At 71.1% G+C, this 14,029-nt stretch carries 11 protein-coding genes and 2 tRNA genes; 6 read left to right on the top strand and 7 right to left on the bottom strand.

Features of this window, described 5'->3' with window-relative positions:
* Nucleotides 1-29: 29 nt before the first annotated feature.
* On the bottom strand, nt 30-593 hold the full coding sequence (locus tag IEJ02_RS26475; protein ID WP_191067156.1) for a PPA1309 family protein: 564 nt from the start codon (nt 591-593) through the stop codon (nt 30-32).
* A 134-nt stretch (nt 594-727) separates the two neighbouring features.
* Here IEJ02_RS26475 and IEJ02_RS26470 point away from each other — a divergent pair, with 134 nt between their 5' ends.
* The 4 genes from IEJ02_RS26470 to IEJ02_RS26455 all read left to right on the top strand — a co-directional run bounded on the left by IEJ02_RS26470 (nt 728) and on the right by IEJ02_RS26455 (nt 6,505).
* Complete coding sequence (locus IEJ02_RS26470; RefSeq protein ID WP_191067189.1) at nt 728-3,679, top strand: UPF0182 family membrane protein; 2,952 nt, start codon at nt 728-730, stop codon at nt 3,677-3,679.
* A 69-nt stretch (nt 3,680-3,748) separates the two neighbouring features.
* Nucleotides 3,749-3,822: transfer RNA gene (locus IEJ02_RS26465), tRNA-Met, on the top strand.
* Between the two features lie 181 nt (nt 3,823-4,003).
* Nucleotides 4,004-5,851, top strand: coding sequence for a tetratricopeptide repeat protein (locus tag IEJ02_RS26460; RefSeq protein WP_191067155.1), 1,848 nt, complete (start codon nt 4,004-4,006; stop codon nt 5,849-5,851).
* Nucleotides 5,852-6,428: 577 nt separating this feature from the next.
* A tRNA-Met gene (locus IEJ02_RS26455) sits at nt 6,429-6,505 on the top strand.
* 111 nt (nt 6,506-6,616) lie between these two features.
* Here IEJ02_RS26455 and IEJ02_RS26450 read toward each other — a convergent pair.
* A complete protein-coding gene (locus IEJ02_RS26450; protein WP_191067154.1) occupies nt 6,617-7,030 on the bottom strand; it encodes a Fur family transcriptional regulator in 414 nt (137 codons plus the stop codon).
* A gap of 162 nt (nt 7,031-7,192) precedes the next feature.
* Between IEJ02_RS26450 and IEJ02_RS26445 the strand changes: the two genes are divergently transcribed.
* On the top strand, nt 7,193-8,659 hold the full coding sequence (locus IEJ02_RS26445; RefSeq protein ID WP_191067188.1) for a catalase: 1,467 nt from the start codon (nt 7,193-7,195) through the stop codon (nt 8,657-8,659).
* Between the two features lie 133 nt (nt 8,660-8,792).
* Here the strand turns inward: IEJ02_RS26445 and IEJ02_RS26440 are convergent, their stop codons facing one another.
* Nucleotides 8,793-9,185 (bottom strand): CBS domain-containing protein, encoded by a 393-nt coding sequence (locus IEJ02_RS26440; protein WP_137980926.1) that lies wholly within the window; start codon nt 9,183-9,185, stop codon nt 8,793-8,795.
* Nucleotides 9,186-9,372: 187 nt separating this feature from the next.
* Nucleotides 9,373-10,167, bottom strand: coding sequence for a histidinol-phosphatase (hisN, locus tag IEJ02_RS26435; RefSeq protein ID WP_137979452.1), 795 nt, complete (start codon nt 10,165-10,167; stop codon nt 9,373-9,375).
* Nucleotides 10,168-10,399: 232 nt separating this feature from the next.
* Between hisN and IEJ02_RS26430 the strand changes: the two genes are divergently transcribed.
* Nucleotides 10,400-11,005 (top strand): TetR/AcrR family transcriptional regulator, encoded by a 606-nt coding sequence (locus IEJ02_RS26430; protein WP_191067153.1) that lies wholly within the window; start codon nt 10,400-10,402, stop codon nt 11,003-11,005.
* 26 nt (nt 11,006-11,031) lie between these two features.
* On the opposite strand, the gene IEJ02_RS26425 is transcribed toward IEJ02_RS26430, so the two are convergent.
* The 3 genes from IEJ02_RS26425 to aroA all read right to left on the bottom strand — a co-directional run bounded on the left by IEJ02_RS26425 (nt 11,032) and on the right by aroA (nt 13,974).
* Nucleotides 11,032-11,355: a DMT family transporter gene (locus tag IEJ02_RS26425; RefSeq protein ID WP_137979454.1), complete on the bottom strand. Its 324-nt coding sequence runs from the start codon at nt 11,353-11,355 to the stop codon at nt 11,032-11,034.
* Nucleotides 11,356-11,574: 219 nt separating this feature from the next.
* Entirely contained in the window at nt 11,575-12,585 is a 1,011-nt protein-coding gene (gene rsgA / locus IEJ02_RS26420; protein WP_191067152.1) for a ribosome small subunit-dependent GTPase A, read from the bottom strand.
* Nucleotides 12,586-12,597: 12 nt separating this feature from the next.
* Nucleotides 12,598-13,974: a 3-phosphoshikimate 1-carboxyvinyltransferase gene (aroA, locus tag IEJ02_RS26415; RefSeq protein WP_191067151.1), complete on the bottom strand. Its 1,377-nt coding sequence runs from the start codon at nt 13,972-13,974 to the stop codon at nt 12,598-12,600.
* Nucleotides 13,975-14,029 lie beyond the last annotated feature (55 nt).

Raw genomic sequence — 14,029 nt, 5'->3', positions numbered from 1 at the left:
GTCAGGTCGCGGGGGTCAGCTCGCGGCGGTCAGTCGGTGGCGAAGGTGGCGGCGAGCGCCTCGGCCAGGCCCGGCACCAGACCGGCCCCGGTGAGCACCTCGGTCGGGGAGTCCTTCTCCCGCAGCCGCAGGGCCGACTCGCGCGCGCCGTCCCGCAGCACGGCCACGGTCATCCGGACCTCCTGGCGGTCCGGGTGATCGGCGACCCACTTCGCCAGCGCGGCCTCGTCCAGGCCCTCGGGCACGGAGCTCTCGGCGGACGGCGGCAGCATCTGCCGCTCCACGGTCAGGGCGCAGCCGGTCACCGCGTCCGGCCAGGCGATGGTGGCGAGGAACTCGTCCAGCGGGGCGCCGGAGGGCAGCTCGTCCTGCTCGATGGGGGTCAGGGAGGCGATCTCCTCGCTGCCCTCGTCAAGGCCGAGCTGAGCGGCGAGGCCGGGCTCCTCGGTGCGCAGCCGGGCGGTGTCGACAAGGGCGAAGAGCCGGGCGGGCTGGTCCCAGCCGAGCCCCGAGGCGTACTCGTCGATTTCGAGTACGGCGCGGGTCAGGGGATTCGAGGCCAGCGGGCCGGTGCCGGGGGTTGCGTTGGACATGGTTCATATCGTGCCCTGTTCGGACCCGGAAACGGGAACTGAGTAAAGCCTGAGTAAGTTGCATCAGGTGGGCCCTGGAGTTCAGGGTTCCTCAATCGACAGCGAACTTCGAGGTGCGCACCTTGGCTTTCCAGATGCCGGACCGCGGCGGAGGCCCGACAGGGCCGCGGGTGAGAGTCGGCCGTCCGTCCCGGCGTGCCAGGACCCTGCTCATGACTCTGGGCGTGCTGGCCGTGTTGGCCATGCTCTTTGTCATGTTTGCCGGATTTTGGACGGATTGGCTCTGGTATCGCTCGCTTCATTACTCTTCCGTCTTCAGTACCACCCTGAAGACGAAGATCGGGCTGTTCTTCGTCTTCGGCGTGCTGATGGCCACGGCCGTCGGGATCAACATCTGGCTGGCCCACCGGCTGCGGCCGCCGCTCAGCGCGATGTCCATGGAGCAGCAGAGCCTGGACCGCTACCGGATGGGCATCGCCCCGTTCAAGAAGTGGGTGCTGCTCGCGGTCACCGCCCTGGTGGGGCTGATCGCGGGAGCCTCGGCGGCCGGCCAGTGGCGCATCTGGCTGCTGTGGGTCAACGGGGTGCCGTTCGGCCAGAAGGACCCGCAGTTCCACAAGGACGTGGCCTTCTACGCCTTCGATCTGCCCTGGTACCGCTTCCTGCTGAGCTTCGGCTTCGCGGCCACGGTGCTCTCGCTGATCGCCGCCGCCCTGGTGCACTACCTCTACGGGGGTCTGCGGGTCACCAGCCCCGGCGCCCGCGCGACCGCCGCGGCCACCGGCCATCTGTCGGTGCTGCTGGGCGTCTTCGTGGCGCTCAAGGCGGTGGCGTACTGGCTGGACCGCTACGGCCTCGCGGTGAAGTCCAGCGACTTCAAGGCGACGGGCAACTGGACGGGTCTGCGCTATGTGGACGCCAACGCGTATCTGCCCGCCAAGACGATCCTGTTCTGCATCGCGGCCATCTGCGCGGTGCTCTTCTTCGCCACGCTGTGGCGCCGCACCTGGCAGCTGCCGGTCATCGGCTTCGGGCTGATGGTGCTGTCGGCGATCCTGATCGGCGGGCTCTACCCGGCGATCGTGCAGAAGTTCCAGGTCCAGCCGAACGAGCAGGCCAAGGAGGCGCCGTACATCCAGAAGAACATCGAGGCCACGCGCAAGGCGTACGGCATCGATGACTCCAAGGTGGCGGACTACTCCGGCAAGAACGACAGCGACGGCGGCGGCGAGAAGCTCCGTAAGGACGCCAATACGACGGCCAGTTACCGGCTGATCGACCCCAGCGTCATCTCGCCGACCTTCCAGCAGCTCCAGCAGGAGCGCAAGTACTACCAGTTCCCCTCGACGCTCGACGTCGACCGCTACAAGGATGCCGACGGCAAGGACCAGGACACCGTCGTCGGTGTGCGCGAGCTGAACCTCAACGGCATCCCCAAGCGGAACTGGATCAACGACCACTTCACCTACACCCACGGCTACGGCATGGTGGCGGCGAAGGGCACCACGACCGACCCCAACGCGGACCCGGCGGGCTCGCCGGACTTCACCGAGTCCGGGCTGCCCACCAAGGGCTCCAGCGGCGGCGGTGTCGGCACCTACAAGCAACAGGTCTACTACGGCGAGAAGACCGACCAGTACTCGATAGTCGGCGGCCCCCAGAAGGAGCTCGACTACGAGAAGAACGGCGAGCGGACCACCAGCTACAAGGGCAAGAGCGGGGTCAGCCTCTCCAACCCGATCAACCGCGCCGCCTACGCGGTGGCGTTCGGCGAGCCCCAGATCCTCTACTCGGGCGCGATCGGGGACGGTTCGCGGATCCTGTACAACCGCACCCCCAAGGAGCGCGTCGAGAAGGTCGCCCCCTGGCTGACCATCGACGGTGACGCCTATCCGGCCGTGGTCCATGGCCGGATCAAGTGGATCGTGGACGCCTACACCACGACCAACGGCTATCCGTACGCCTCGCGGACGACCCTGGGCGACAGCACGGCCGACTCGCTGAGCAACGGGGACCGCTCGGTGGTCGCGCAGCAGAACAAGGTCAACTACATCCGCAACTCGGTCAAGGCGACCGTGGACGCCTATGACGGCACCGTCAAGCTCTACGAGTGGGACTCCAAGGACCCGGTCCTGAAGACCTGGGAGAAGGCGTTCCCGGGCACGGTCGAGCCCAAGGAGAAGATCAGCGGCGAGCTGATGGAGCATCTGCGGTATCCGCAGGACCTGTTCAAGGTCCAGCGCGAGCTGCTGACCCGCTACCACGTCACCGACCCCACGCAGTTCTACAGCGGCAGTGACGCCTGGCAGGTGCCCGAGGACCCGACCCACAAGGAGGGGAACGCGGTGCCGCCGTACTACCTGAGCATGAAGATGCCCGACCAGAAGGGGCAGACGTTCTCGCTGACGACGACCTTCACCCCCAACGGGCGTCCCAACCTGGGGGCGTTCATGTCGATCGACGCGGATGCCAACAGCAAGGACTACGGCACGATAAGACTGCTGAAGGTCACCTCCAACGTGCCCGGTCCACAACAGGTGCAGAGTGAGCTCAACGGTGATCCGGAGGTCGCCGAGTTCGTCCGTAACCTGAGGGGCACCGACTCCGACATCGAGTACGGCAATCTGCTCACCGTGCCACTGGACAACGGCTTCCTCTATATCGAGCCCGTCTACGCCCGCGGTGGCAGCGCCAACTACCCGCTGCTGAAGAAGGTCGGCGTCTCCTACGGCAAGGAGACCGTCTTCAAGGACACCCTGGGCGAGGCCCTGGACGCCGTCTTCGGCAAGTCGTCCGAACAACGGCCACCGGGAGACGGCGGGCAGGAAGAGCCGCCGTCGAACGCGAACCCGACGGTGAAGGAGGCCCTCAAGGACGCCTCGGACGCCTATCAGGACGCCCAGGACGCCCTCCAGAAGCAGCCACAGGACTGGGAGGCCTACGGCAAGGCCCAGGAGGACCTGAAGGACGCGCTGGACCGCGCCGCCAAGGCGGAGGAGAAGGCGGCCGGCGACAAGCAGGGGCAGCAGCAGAACCAGCCACGGAGCCAGAGCGCCGCCGGCGGTTCCGACAAGAAGGGCGGCTGACCCTTGACGACCTGCGAGAACGGCCGGGCGGCCGACCCCTCGCGCCGTGGTACGGTGGTTGCACCACGGCGCGGGGTGGAGCAGTTCGGTAGCTCGCTGGGCTCATAACCCAGAGGTCGCAGGTTCAAATCCTGTCCCCGCTACTGACAGACGAGGCCCGGATCCGCAAGGATCCGGGCCTCGTTGTGTGTTGTATGAGCGTCCACTCGGGGAATGCGGATACAAGCGTTTGGGTTGTCTCTCTGTGGGCATGTCGACAAAACGCTGAAGTGACCTCCTCGGCTGCGGTATACCAGGTGTACGCCGGATGCGGGTGATGCCACGATGGGATTTATGGGGGACAGGGTCAGTCTGTTGGAGACAGGGCGTTTTGCGCACGCGCACGACGATGCCGAGGAGGAGACCCGGCACCGTAGTGCCGCCGAGGCCGGTGACACCGCCGCGATGAGCGCACTCGGCGCGCTGCTGCTGCGCCGCGGCGACCTCGACGGCGCCGAACCGCATCTGCGGGGAGCCACCGCGGCGGGCGACCGCGCCGCCGCCAACAACCTCGGCGTTCTGCTGCACCAGCGCGGCTACGCCGACGAGGCGGCCGGCTGGTGGCGCATAGCCGCCGTCGCCGGATCCCCCGCGGCGGCCCACGCCCTGGGGCGCCATCACCGCGAGCGGGGCGACGAGCCCGCCGCCGAGTACTGGCTGCGCCAGTCCGCCGAGTCCGGCCACACCCTGGGCGCGTACGCGCTGGGCGACCTGCTGGAGCACCGCAGCGACATCGGGGCCGAGCGCTGGTTCCGTACGGCCGCCGAGCGCGGCCACCGCGAGGCCTCCTACCGCCTCGCCCGCATCCTCGACGACCGCGGGGACGAGGGGGACGAGCCGGCGGCCGAGCGCCGCCGCGGCGCCGACGGGAGCGTCCGGGAGGAGGCCGAGCAGTGGTACCGGCAGGCCGCCGCGCGCGGCCACCGGCGCGCCGCCCTCCACCTCGGCACGCTGCTGGAGAAGCGCGGTGAGGCCAAGGAGGCCGGGCGCTGGTACCTGATGTCCGCCAAGGACGGCGAGGCCCGGGCCGCCTGCGCGCTGGGCTTCCTGCTGCGTGACGCGGGTGACACCGACAGCGCCGCCGTCTGGTGGCACCGGGCCGCCCAGGACGGCGACGGCAACGCCGCCAACGCGCTGGGCGCGCTCCACGCCGACCGGGGCGAGACCCAGACCGCCGAGCGCTGGTACCGCGCCGCGCTCGACGCCGGGGACATCAACGGCGCCTACAACCTCGGGCTGCTCTGTGCCGAGCAGGGCCGCACCGCCCAGGCCGAGCAGTGGTACCGCCGCGCCGCCTACGCGGGCCACCGCGAGGCCGCCAACGCGGTCGCCGTGATGCTGCTGCAGCGCGGCGACGCGGCGGGCGCCGAGCCGTGGTTCTCCAAGGCGGCCGAGGCGGGCAGCGTCGACGCCGCGTTCAACCTGGGGATCCTGTACGCGGGCCGGGGCGAGGACCGGGCGGCCCGGCAGTGGTACGAGCGGGCCGCGGCCGCCGGGCACACCGAGGCCGCGCTGCAGGTCGGCCTCGCCCTCCAGCGGGAGGGCGACCTCCAGGGCGCCGAGCGCCATCTGCGCTGCGCCGCGGGCGGCGGCAGCGCCGAGGGCGCCTTCCGGCTGGCCGCGCTGCTGGACCGCTCCGCGGTCGGCGGCGACCCGGCGACCGGCACCGGCTTCGGCAGCTCGTCCGGGACGCGCTTCCCGACCCCGCCGCCGGACGACGGCTCCGGACCGCACGTCCCCGAGTACGAGGAGTGGTACGAGCGCGCCGCGCGCCAGGGCCACCGGCGGGCCCAGGTGCGGGTGGGCATGTTCGCGGCCGCGCGCGGCGACGTGGTCGAGGCCGCACGCTGGTACCGCACGGCCGCCGAGGCGGGCAGCAGCAACGGCGCGTTCAACCTGGGGCTGCTGCTGGCCCGGGAGGGCAGCGAGCCGGAGGCCGCCCTGTGGTGGACGCGTGCCGCCGAGGCGGGGCACGGGCGGGCAGCGCTGCGGCTGGCGCTGCTCGCGGCCCGGCGCGGGGCGCTCGCCGAGGGGCAGCGGTGGTGTGCGCGGGCGGTCGAGCTGGGGCCCGCGGAGGTCGCCGAGCGCGCGGCCCGACTGCGAGAGGCGCTCCAGCAGGAGCTCACGGCGTAGGCGGCGGCGCCGGGCTGGGCCCCCGGCCCCGGCGGCCCTCGGCCCTGACGGCCACCCGGCCCCGACTGCCCCCAGCCCTGACGAGGCGTTGATGCGAGGACGCCACGTCTTGACGCGACGCCAGCGCTGCCGGTGCCCCTCCCTGCCCCTCCCCGCAGCATCGATATGCGGCTCCGCCGCGTGGCAGGGGCTCCGCCCCTGGACCCCGGTCCTCAATCCCCCAGCTACCGCTGGGAGGTGCCCCCTGGACGGGCTGAGATCAGCCCGTCCGGCGTTTGAGGACACGCCCGAAGGGCGTCCGGGGTCCAGGGGGCGGAGCCTCATGGTTCGGGAAGGGGCGGGGAGGGGAAAGACGAGCCCACGGCGGAGCGCACCGAGCCGGATCCCCGGCCCGGACCCGGCCGACCCGCGGCTCGGGCGGCCTCCGCTGCGACGCGGGGCGCAGCGGGCCCTCCGGCCCTGCCCGGACCAGGCGCAGCCCCGTCCGAATCCGCACGCGGCGAGCCACCGGCGGGCAGCCCATCGGTAATCGGTTTGCTCCTGCTGTCCACCCCGGGTTAAGGTTGCTACACAACGACGCGGGGTGGAGCAGCTCGGTAGCTCGCTGGGCTCATAACCCAGAGGTCGCAGGTTCAAATCCTGTCCCCGCTACCACAGCGAAGGCCCGGATCCTCCAGGATCCGGGCCTTTCGCCTATCGCGGCCTTACGGTCGCCGTCGCGGCCTTACGGTCGCGATCCGCGCCGCTCGCACCGCCCCTCAGGCCTCAGCCCGCGCAGTCGGGGCACAGCCCCCGGTACGTCACCTCGACCGCGGAGATCGCGAAGCCGTAGCGCTCCTGCGTGGGCAGGTCGGCGAGCAGGTCGCCGGAGGGGTGGACATCGCGGATCGTGCCGCAGCGCGCGCACACCAGGTGCTGATGCGCGTGATGCGCGTTCGGGTCGTAGCGCTTGGCTCTGCCGTCCGTGCTGACCTCGATCACCTCGCCGAGCGTGACGAGCTCGCCGAGGGTGTTGTACACGGTCGCGCGGGAGATCTCGGGCAGTCGCTCGGCCGCCAGTGCGTGCACTTCGTCGGCGGTGTAGTGCACGTGGTCCCCGTCGAGGACCTCGGCGACGACACGCCGCTGCGCGGTCAGCCTCCAGCCGCGTCCCCTGAGCCGTTCCAGCAGGTCACTCATGCCATTCACCTATCAGTCAGATAAGGACAAGGGTAGCAGCGGACGAGTCCTTGACCAGATCGGGTACGAGTTTCAAAGGCTTCTTGACTTAGACAATGTCCAATGTAGGATCGATCCCAGCCCCAGACCGAGGGACAGAATGTGAGTACGCAGGAGGCGCACGTGACGGTCCAGGACGACATCACTGGTCCGCTGACCACGGAGTCCGGGGCTCCGGTGGCGGACAACCAGAACAGCGAAACGGCGGGCGCCGGCGGCCCGGTCCTCATCCAGGACCAGCACCTGATCGAGAAGCTCGCCCACTTCAACCGCGAGCGGATCCCGGAGCGGATCGTGCACGCGCGGGGCGCCGGTGCGTACGGCACCTTCACCGTGACCGCGGATGTGACGAAGTACACCCGCGCGGCGTTCCTCTCCGAGGTCGGCAAGCAGACCGAGACGTTCCTGCGCTTCTCGACGGTCGCCGGCAGCCTCGGCTCGGCGGACGCCGTGCGCGACCCGCGCGGTTTCGCGCTGAAGTTCTACACCGAGGACGGCAACTACGACCTGGTCGGGAACAACACCCCGGTGTTCTTCATCAAGGACGCCATCAAGTTCCCCGACTTCATCCACACCCAGAAGCGCGACCCGTACACCGGCTCCCAGGAGGCGGACAACGTCTGGGACTTCTGGGGGCTCTCGCCCGAGTCCACCCACCAGGTGACCTGGCTGTTCGGCGACCGCGGCATCCCGGCCTCGTACCGCCACATGAACGGCTACGGTTCGCACACCTACCAGTGGAACAACGCCGCGGGCGAGGTCTTCTGGGTGAAGTACCACTTCAAGACCGACCAGGGGATCAAGAACCTCACCGCCGCCGAGGCGGCCGAGACCGCCGGTCTGGACCCGGACAGCCACCAGCGCGATCTGCGCGAGGCCATCGAGCGCGGTGACTTCCCGACCTGGACCGTGCAGGTGCAGATCATGCCGGCGGCCGACGCGGCGAACTACCGCTTCAACCCGTTCGACCTGACCAAGGTCTGGCCGCACGAGGACTACCCGCCGATCGAGATCGGCAAGCTGGAGCTCAACCGCAACCCGCGGAACATCTTCGCCGAGGTCGAGCAGTCGATCTTCTCGCCCGCCCACTTCGTGCCGGGCATCGGCCCGTCCCCGGACAAGATGCTCCAGGGCCGCCTCTTCGCGTACGGCGACGCCCACCGCTACCGCGTCGGCATCAACGCCGACCACCTGCCGGTGAACCGTCCGCACGCGGCCGAGGCGCGCACGTACGGCCGGGACGGCTTCCTCTACGACGGCCGTCACGCGGGCGCCAAGAACTACGAGCCCAACAGCTTCGGCGGCCCGGCCGAGACCGGCCGGGCGCTGTGGCAGCCGTCCCCGGTGTCCGGCCGGACCGGGGACCACGAGGCTCCCTCGCACGCCGAGGACGACGACTTCGTCCAGGCGGGCAACCTCTACCGGCTGATGTCGGAGGACGAGAAGGAGCGCCTGATCGAGAATCTGGCGCAGTCCATCGCCGAGGTCTCCCGCGATGACATCGCACAGCGGGCGATCGAGAACTTCCGCAAGGCGGACGCCGACTACGGCAAGCGGCTGGAGGCCGCGGTCCAGGCCCTGCGCGGCTGACGGACGCTTGCCGTACCAACCGAAGAGGCCGGACGCCGTTGGGCTCCGGCCTCTTCGTGTGCCGGTTCGTGTGCCGGTTCGTGTGCCGGTTTCGTGTGCCGGTTTCGTGTGCCGGGCGCGGTGGGCCAGGTCCTTACGCCGGTACGGGCTGGGGCGCCGGGGCCCAGCAGCGGATGATGTCGCGTACGGACACCACCCCCACCGGGTCGCCCGCGTCGAGGACGACCAGATGGCGGAAGCCGCCCTGGGACATCGCGCGGGCCGCCTCGTCCAGCGTCCACCCGGGGGCGGCGAAGACGACATCGGCGGTGGTGTGGTCGTGTGCGGCCTCCTGGTCGGGGTCCTGGCCCGCCCCCAGCGAGTTGAGGATGTCGCGCTCGGTGAGGATCCCCAGTCCGCTGGTGTCGGGATCGAGCACGATGGCCGATCCCACCCGGCGCGCCGACATCAGCCGGGCGGCCTGGCGGAGCGTATGCGCGGGGCCGATGGTGAGGACCACCGAGCTCATGGCGTCACGGACGTGCATGGGCATGGATGGAGCCACCTCCTTGGTGAATCCGCATCCCATTAGAGAAAGGATTCACAAGTTCACAAGGTCTGGAATTCTCATGTTCACATGCCTCGGTGGGTCCAACAAGGGCGCGCGGAAGCCGATCTGCCGCTGAGTGCGCCCCGCGCTCCGGTTCATGCTCCGGCCGGCCCCGGAAGGCCCCTCAGGACCGCAGGTAGTCCAGCATCACCCCGTGCAGCAGCCCATTGGACGCCGCCGCGTCGCCGCTGTTCGGGCCCGGTACGCCGTCGAGTCCGGTGAAGCGGCCGCCCGCCTCCTGGACGATCACCGCGTTGGCCGCCATGTCCCACAGCGACAATTCCGGTTCGGCGCAGAGGTCCACCGAGCCCTCGGCCACCATCATGTACGGCCAGAAGTCGCCGTAACCCCGGGTGCGCCAGCAGGCGCGGGTCAGATCGAGGAAGCCGTCCAACTTGCCGCGCTCCTCCCAGCCGCTGAGCGAGGAGTACGCGAACGAGGCGTCGGAGAGGTTGCTCACCTTCGAGACCGCGAGCCGGCTCGCCGAGGACAGGCTGCGCCCGGTGTACGCCCCGAGCCCCTCGGCGGCCCACCAGCGCCGTCCCAGCGCCGGCGCGGAGACCACCCCGACCACCGGCCGGTCGCCGCCCTCGCCGCGTTCCATGAGGGCGATCAGGGTGGCCCAGACCGGGACCCCGCGGACGTAGTTCTTGGTGCCGTCGATCGGGTCGACCACCCAGCGCCGCGGACCGCTGCCCTCGCTGCCGAACTCCTCGCCGAGCACCGCGTCGCGCGGCCGGGCGCGCTGGAGCGAGGTGCGGATCAGCTCCTCGGCCGCCTTGTCCGCCTCGCTCACCGGCGTCATATCGGGTTTTGTCTCGACCTTGAGGTCGAGCGCCTTGAACCGCTCCATGGTGGTCGCGTCGGCGGTGTCGGCGAGAACGTGGGCGAGACGCAGGTCATCGTGGTAGTCGGGCATGGCCGAACAGTATCGACAGGGAAAGACGCGGAGCCACACGACTCCACAACGGCTGGGGGACTGCGGCTGGACGGACCACTCGCCGGGCCCCCGCCGGGCCACCCGCTAGGCCACCCGCCGGGCCACCTGCCAGGCCACTCGCGCGGGGCTCTTGACTTCATCTGGCGGCCCGTCAATTCTGTCGGGCACATGCCGGGCCGGGAGGCGACGATGCCCGCTCTGGGAGGCGACGATGCCCGCAGCGCGTGAATCCTTACTCGACGCGGCATTCGCCGCGCTCGCGCGCCGTCCGTGGCCGAGGGTGAAGATGTCCGAGGTCGCGGCGGCGGCCGGGGTCTCCCGGCAGACCCTCTACAACGAGTTCGGCAGCAAGGAGGGGCTCGCCCGCGCTCTGGTGCGGCGCGAGGCCGACGCGTATCTGTGCGGGGTCGAGCGGGCGCTGTCCGGGGCGTCCGGCGCGGCGGCCCCCCGGGAGCGGCTGGCCGCCGCGGCGGTGTGGACGGTCCGCTCGGCGGCCGAGAACCCGCTGGTGCGGGCGGTGCTCACGGGCTGCTGGAACGAGCGGTTGCCGACGTCCGTAAGGGCGGCACCACTGAGGTCGCCGGGGTCGCCGGGGTCGCCGGGGTTGCCGGAGTCGCCGGGGCCGTTGCCCGCGCCGGGCGAGCTGCTCGGCGAGGCGCGGGACCGGGCGGTGCGGCTGCTGGAGGGCGACTGGCCGTCCGGCGCGGTCGAGCTGCCGCTGGCCTGTGAGGCGGTCGCCAGGCTGGCCCTGTCGTACGTGGTGGCGCCCGCCCCGGCGGCGGACGTGGCCCGTATGGTGCGCACCGTGCTGGCCTGAGCCGGGGCTCGGTGTGCCGATGGGTCTCAGTGGGCCGAGCCGGAGAGCTGGAGCCCTATCACGCCGACGATCACCAGTGAGATGGAGACGATCTTGAGCGTGGAGACGAGGTCGCCGAGGAAGACCATGCCGTAGATCGCGGTCCCGGCGGCCCCGATCCCCGTCCACACCGCGTACGCGGGCCCCACGTCGAGCTTCTTCAGGGACAGCGTCAGCAGCCCGAAGCTGCCGAGTGCGAACGCGCAGAAGGCGATGGTCGGCCAGAGGCGGGTGAAGCCGTGCGAGAGCTTGAGACAGACGGCGAAGCCGGTTTCGAGTAGCCCGGCGACCACGACCAGCAGCCACGCCATAGAGATGCCCTCCCGCGCCGCCGTCGGCTGCCGTCGCCCGGGGCGTGCCCGGGTGCCTGGATTGCTTGATGCGATTATCCATTTACCGCCCGGATGGAGCGGCAAACACGCTTCCTGGGGGTGTCCGGCGGATCGTGACGCCTGCGGCGGGCTGTTCCCCTCCCCGCCCCTTCCCGAACCGGGGCTCCGCCCCAGGCCCCGAACCTGGGCGGACCGTCCCTAGTCGCCTTCCCGCCGCTCGCGGGTGGCCAGTAGTCGTCGCAGGGAGTAGAGCCGGGCCGGTTCGGCGTGGCCGTCGGTCACCCATTGGTCCAGCGCGCAGTCCGGCTCGTCGTGGCTGCAGGCGCGTGGGCAGCCCTCGGTGCCCGGCTCCAGGTCAGGGAAGGCGTGGATGACCCGCGCCGGGTCCACGTGGTGCAGTCCGAAGGACCGCACGCCCGGGGTGTCGATCACCCACCCCTTGGCGTCCGGCAGGGGCAGTGCGAGCGCGGAGGTGGTGGTGTGGCGGCCGCGGCCGGTGACCGCGTTCACCCGGCCGGTGGCCCGCTGGCGGTCCGGGACCAGCGCGTTCACCAGCGTCGTCTTGCCCACCCCGGAGTGGCCGACGAAGACGGTGATCCGGTCCGTCAGCCGCTCCCGCACCCGGTCGGCGGCGGCGTCGCCGTCGGCCAGTTCGTCGCGGCTGGTGACGACATAAGGGACGCCGAGCGGCTCATAGGTCTTCAGCATGTCGTCGGGGGGCGCCAGATCGGACTTGGTGAGGACGAGCAGCGGCTCCAGGCCCGCGTCGAACGCGGCCACCAGACACCGGTCGATCAGCCGCGGGCGCGGCTCCGGATCGGCCAGGGCGGTCACGATCGCGAGCTGGTCGGCGTTGGCGACCACCACACGCTCGTACGGATCGTCGTCGTCGGCGGTCCGGCGCAGGACGGAGGAGCGCTCCTCGACCCGGACGACCCGGGCGAGCGTGTCCTTGTCGCCGGAGAGATCCCCGACGACCGCGACCCGGTCGCCGACCACGACGCCCTTACGGCCGAGCTCGCGCGCCTTCATGGCGGTGATGGTGCGGTCCTCGACCAGGACCGTGAGCCGGCCGCGGTCGACCGTCAACACGAATCCCTCGGCGGCGTCCTCGTGTTTGGGGCGGATGTTGGTGCGCGGCCGGTTGCCCTTGCGGTTGGGGCGGATCCGAACGTCGTCCTCGTCGGTGTGCTTGCCGTAGCGGCGCATGAGTCCAGGCTCTCAGGATCTCCGCGCCGAGGTCGTCGTCGCGTCGAGCATCCCGGTCCACAGGCCGGGGAAGTCGGGGAGGGTCTTCGCGGTGGTCGCCACGTTCTCGACCAGCACGCCGTCGACGGTCAGGCCGAGGACGGCGGCGGCGGTGGCCAGCCGGTGGTCCTCGTAGGTGTGGAAGATCCCGCCGTGCAGCGGGCGCGGGCGGATCCGCAGGCCGTCCTCGGTCTCGGCGACGTCGCCGCCCAGCTCGTTGATCTCCTTGGCGAGGGCGGCGAGCCGGTCGGTCTCGTGGAGCCGCAGATGCGCGATGCCGCGCAGCACCGACTCGGAGTCGGCCAGTGCCGCGACCGCCGCGATCACCGGGGTGAGCTCGCCGACCTCGTGCAGATCGGCGTCGATCCCGGTGATCCGGCCCGTTCCGGTGAAGGTCAGGCCGGTGTCGGTGAGCTCACAGGAACCGCCCATCTCGGTGAAGATCCGGCGCAGTTCGTCCCCGGGCTGGGTGGTGCGCTCCGGCCAGTCCGGGATGGTCACCCGGCCGCCGGTGACCAGTGCGGCGGCCAGGAACGGCGCCGCGTTGGACAGATCGGGCTCGACGACCAGGTCGCGGCCGAGCAGCGCGCTCGGCGCCACCCGCCAGACGCCCCGCTCGCCGCCCGCCTCCGGGGTGTCCACCCGCGCGCCCGCCGCGCGGAGCATGTCCACGGTCATCCGGATGTGCGGCAGGGAGGGCAGGGCGGCGCCGATGTGACGCACCTCGACGCCCTGGTTGAAGCGCGGCGCTGACAGCAGCAGCGCGCTCACGAACTGGGAGGACGACGAGGCGTCGACGCGGACCGGACCGCCGTCCAGCGCCCCGCCGCCGTGCACGGTCATCGGCAGCGCGCCGCGGCCGTCGTCGTCGATGCGGGCGCCGAGGGCGCGCAGCGCGTCGATCACGCCGTGCAGCGGGCGCTCGTGGGAGCGGGGGTCGCCGTCGAAGTGGACGGGACCGTCGGCCAGGGCGGCGACCGGCGGCAGGAAGCGCATCACGGTGCCGGCGTTGCCGACGTCGATGGTGGCCGGGCCGTGCAGCCCCGCCGGGATGACCCGCCAGGCCTCTCCGCCGCCGGAGGGGCCGCTGGAGCCGAGGGTGCCGTCGGACACCGTCTCCTCGATGCCGACGCCCATGGCGCGCAGGGCGGCGGCCATCAGGAGGGTGTCGCGGGAGCGGAGCGGGCGGCGCAGCCAGCCGGGTTCGGCGGCGAGCGCGGCCAGGATCAGACCGCGGTTGGTAACCGACTTGGATCCGGGCACGGTGACGGTCGCGTCAACCGCTCCGTCGGCGATCGGAGCGGGCCAGAGGGCGGTGTGGTCGCCCGGGGAGGTCTCAATGCCGGTCATGGGTCTCACTTTAGTGGTTCGCCCGAAGTGCCAATCTTGATCGAAAGTGGCGAAA

It is taken from the genome of Streptomyces sp. 5-10, from assembly GCF_014712245.1.
Lineage (GTDB): Bacteria > Actinomycetota > Actinomycetes > Streptomycetales > Streptomycetaceae > Streptomyces > Streptomyces violaceusniger.
Note: the sequence above shows the minus strand (reverse complement) of the source record. Positions and strands in the feature narration are given on the sequence as shown.

What these genes read in the sequence shown, in the direction of transcription:
- rsgA (WP_191067152.1), bottom strand. Translation starts at nt 12,585, where the DNA reads ATGCGCCGCTACGGCAAGCACACCGACGAGGACGACGTTCGGATCCGC.
- IEJ02_RS26425 (WP_137979454.1), bottom strand. Translation starts at nt 11,355, where the DNA reads ATGGCGTGGCTGCTGGTCGTGGTCGCCGGGCTACTCGAAACCGGCTTC.
- IEJ02_RS26430 (WP_191067153.1), top strand. Translation starts at nt 10,400, where the DNA reads ATGCCCGCAGCGCGTGAATCCTTACTCGACGCGGCATTCGCCGCGCTC.
- aroA (WP_191067151.1), bottom strand. Translation starts at nt 13,974, where the DNA reads ATGACCGGCATTGAGACCTCCCCGGGCGACCACACCGCCCTCTGGCCC.
- IEJ02_RS26440 (WP_137980926.1), bottom strand. Translation starts at nt 9,185, where the DNA reads ATGCACGTCCGTGACGCCATGAGCTCGGTGGTCCTCACCATCGGCCCC.
- IEJ02_RS26450 (WP_191067154.1), bottom strand. Translation starts at nt 7,030, where the DNA reads ATGAGTGACCTGCTGGAACGGCTCAGGGGACGCGGCTGGAGGCTGACC.
- IEJ02_RS26470 (WP_191067189.1), top strand. Translation starts at nt 728, where the DNA reads ATGCCGGACCGCGGCGGAGGCCCGACAGGGCCGCGGGTGAGAGTCGGC.
- IEJ02_RS26475 (WP_191067156.1), bottom strand. Translation starts at nt 593, where the DNA reads ATGTCCAACGCAACCCCCGGCACCGGCCCGCTGGCCTCGAATCCCCTG.
- IEJ02_RS26460 (WP_191067155.1), top strand. Translation starts at nt 4,004, where the DNA reads ATGGGATTTATGGGGGACAGGGTCAGTCTGTTGGAGACAGGGCGTTTT.
- hisN (WP_137979452.1), bottom strand. Translation starts at nt 10,167, where the DNA reads ATGCCCGACTACCACGATGACCTGCGTCTCGCCCACGTTCTCGCCGAC.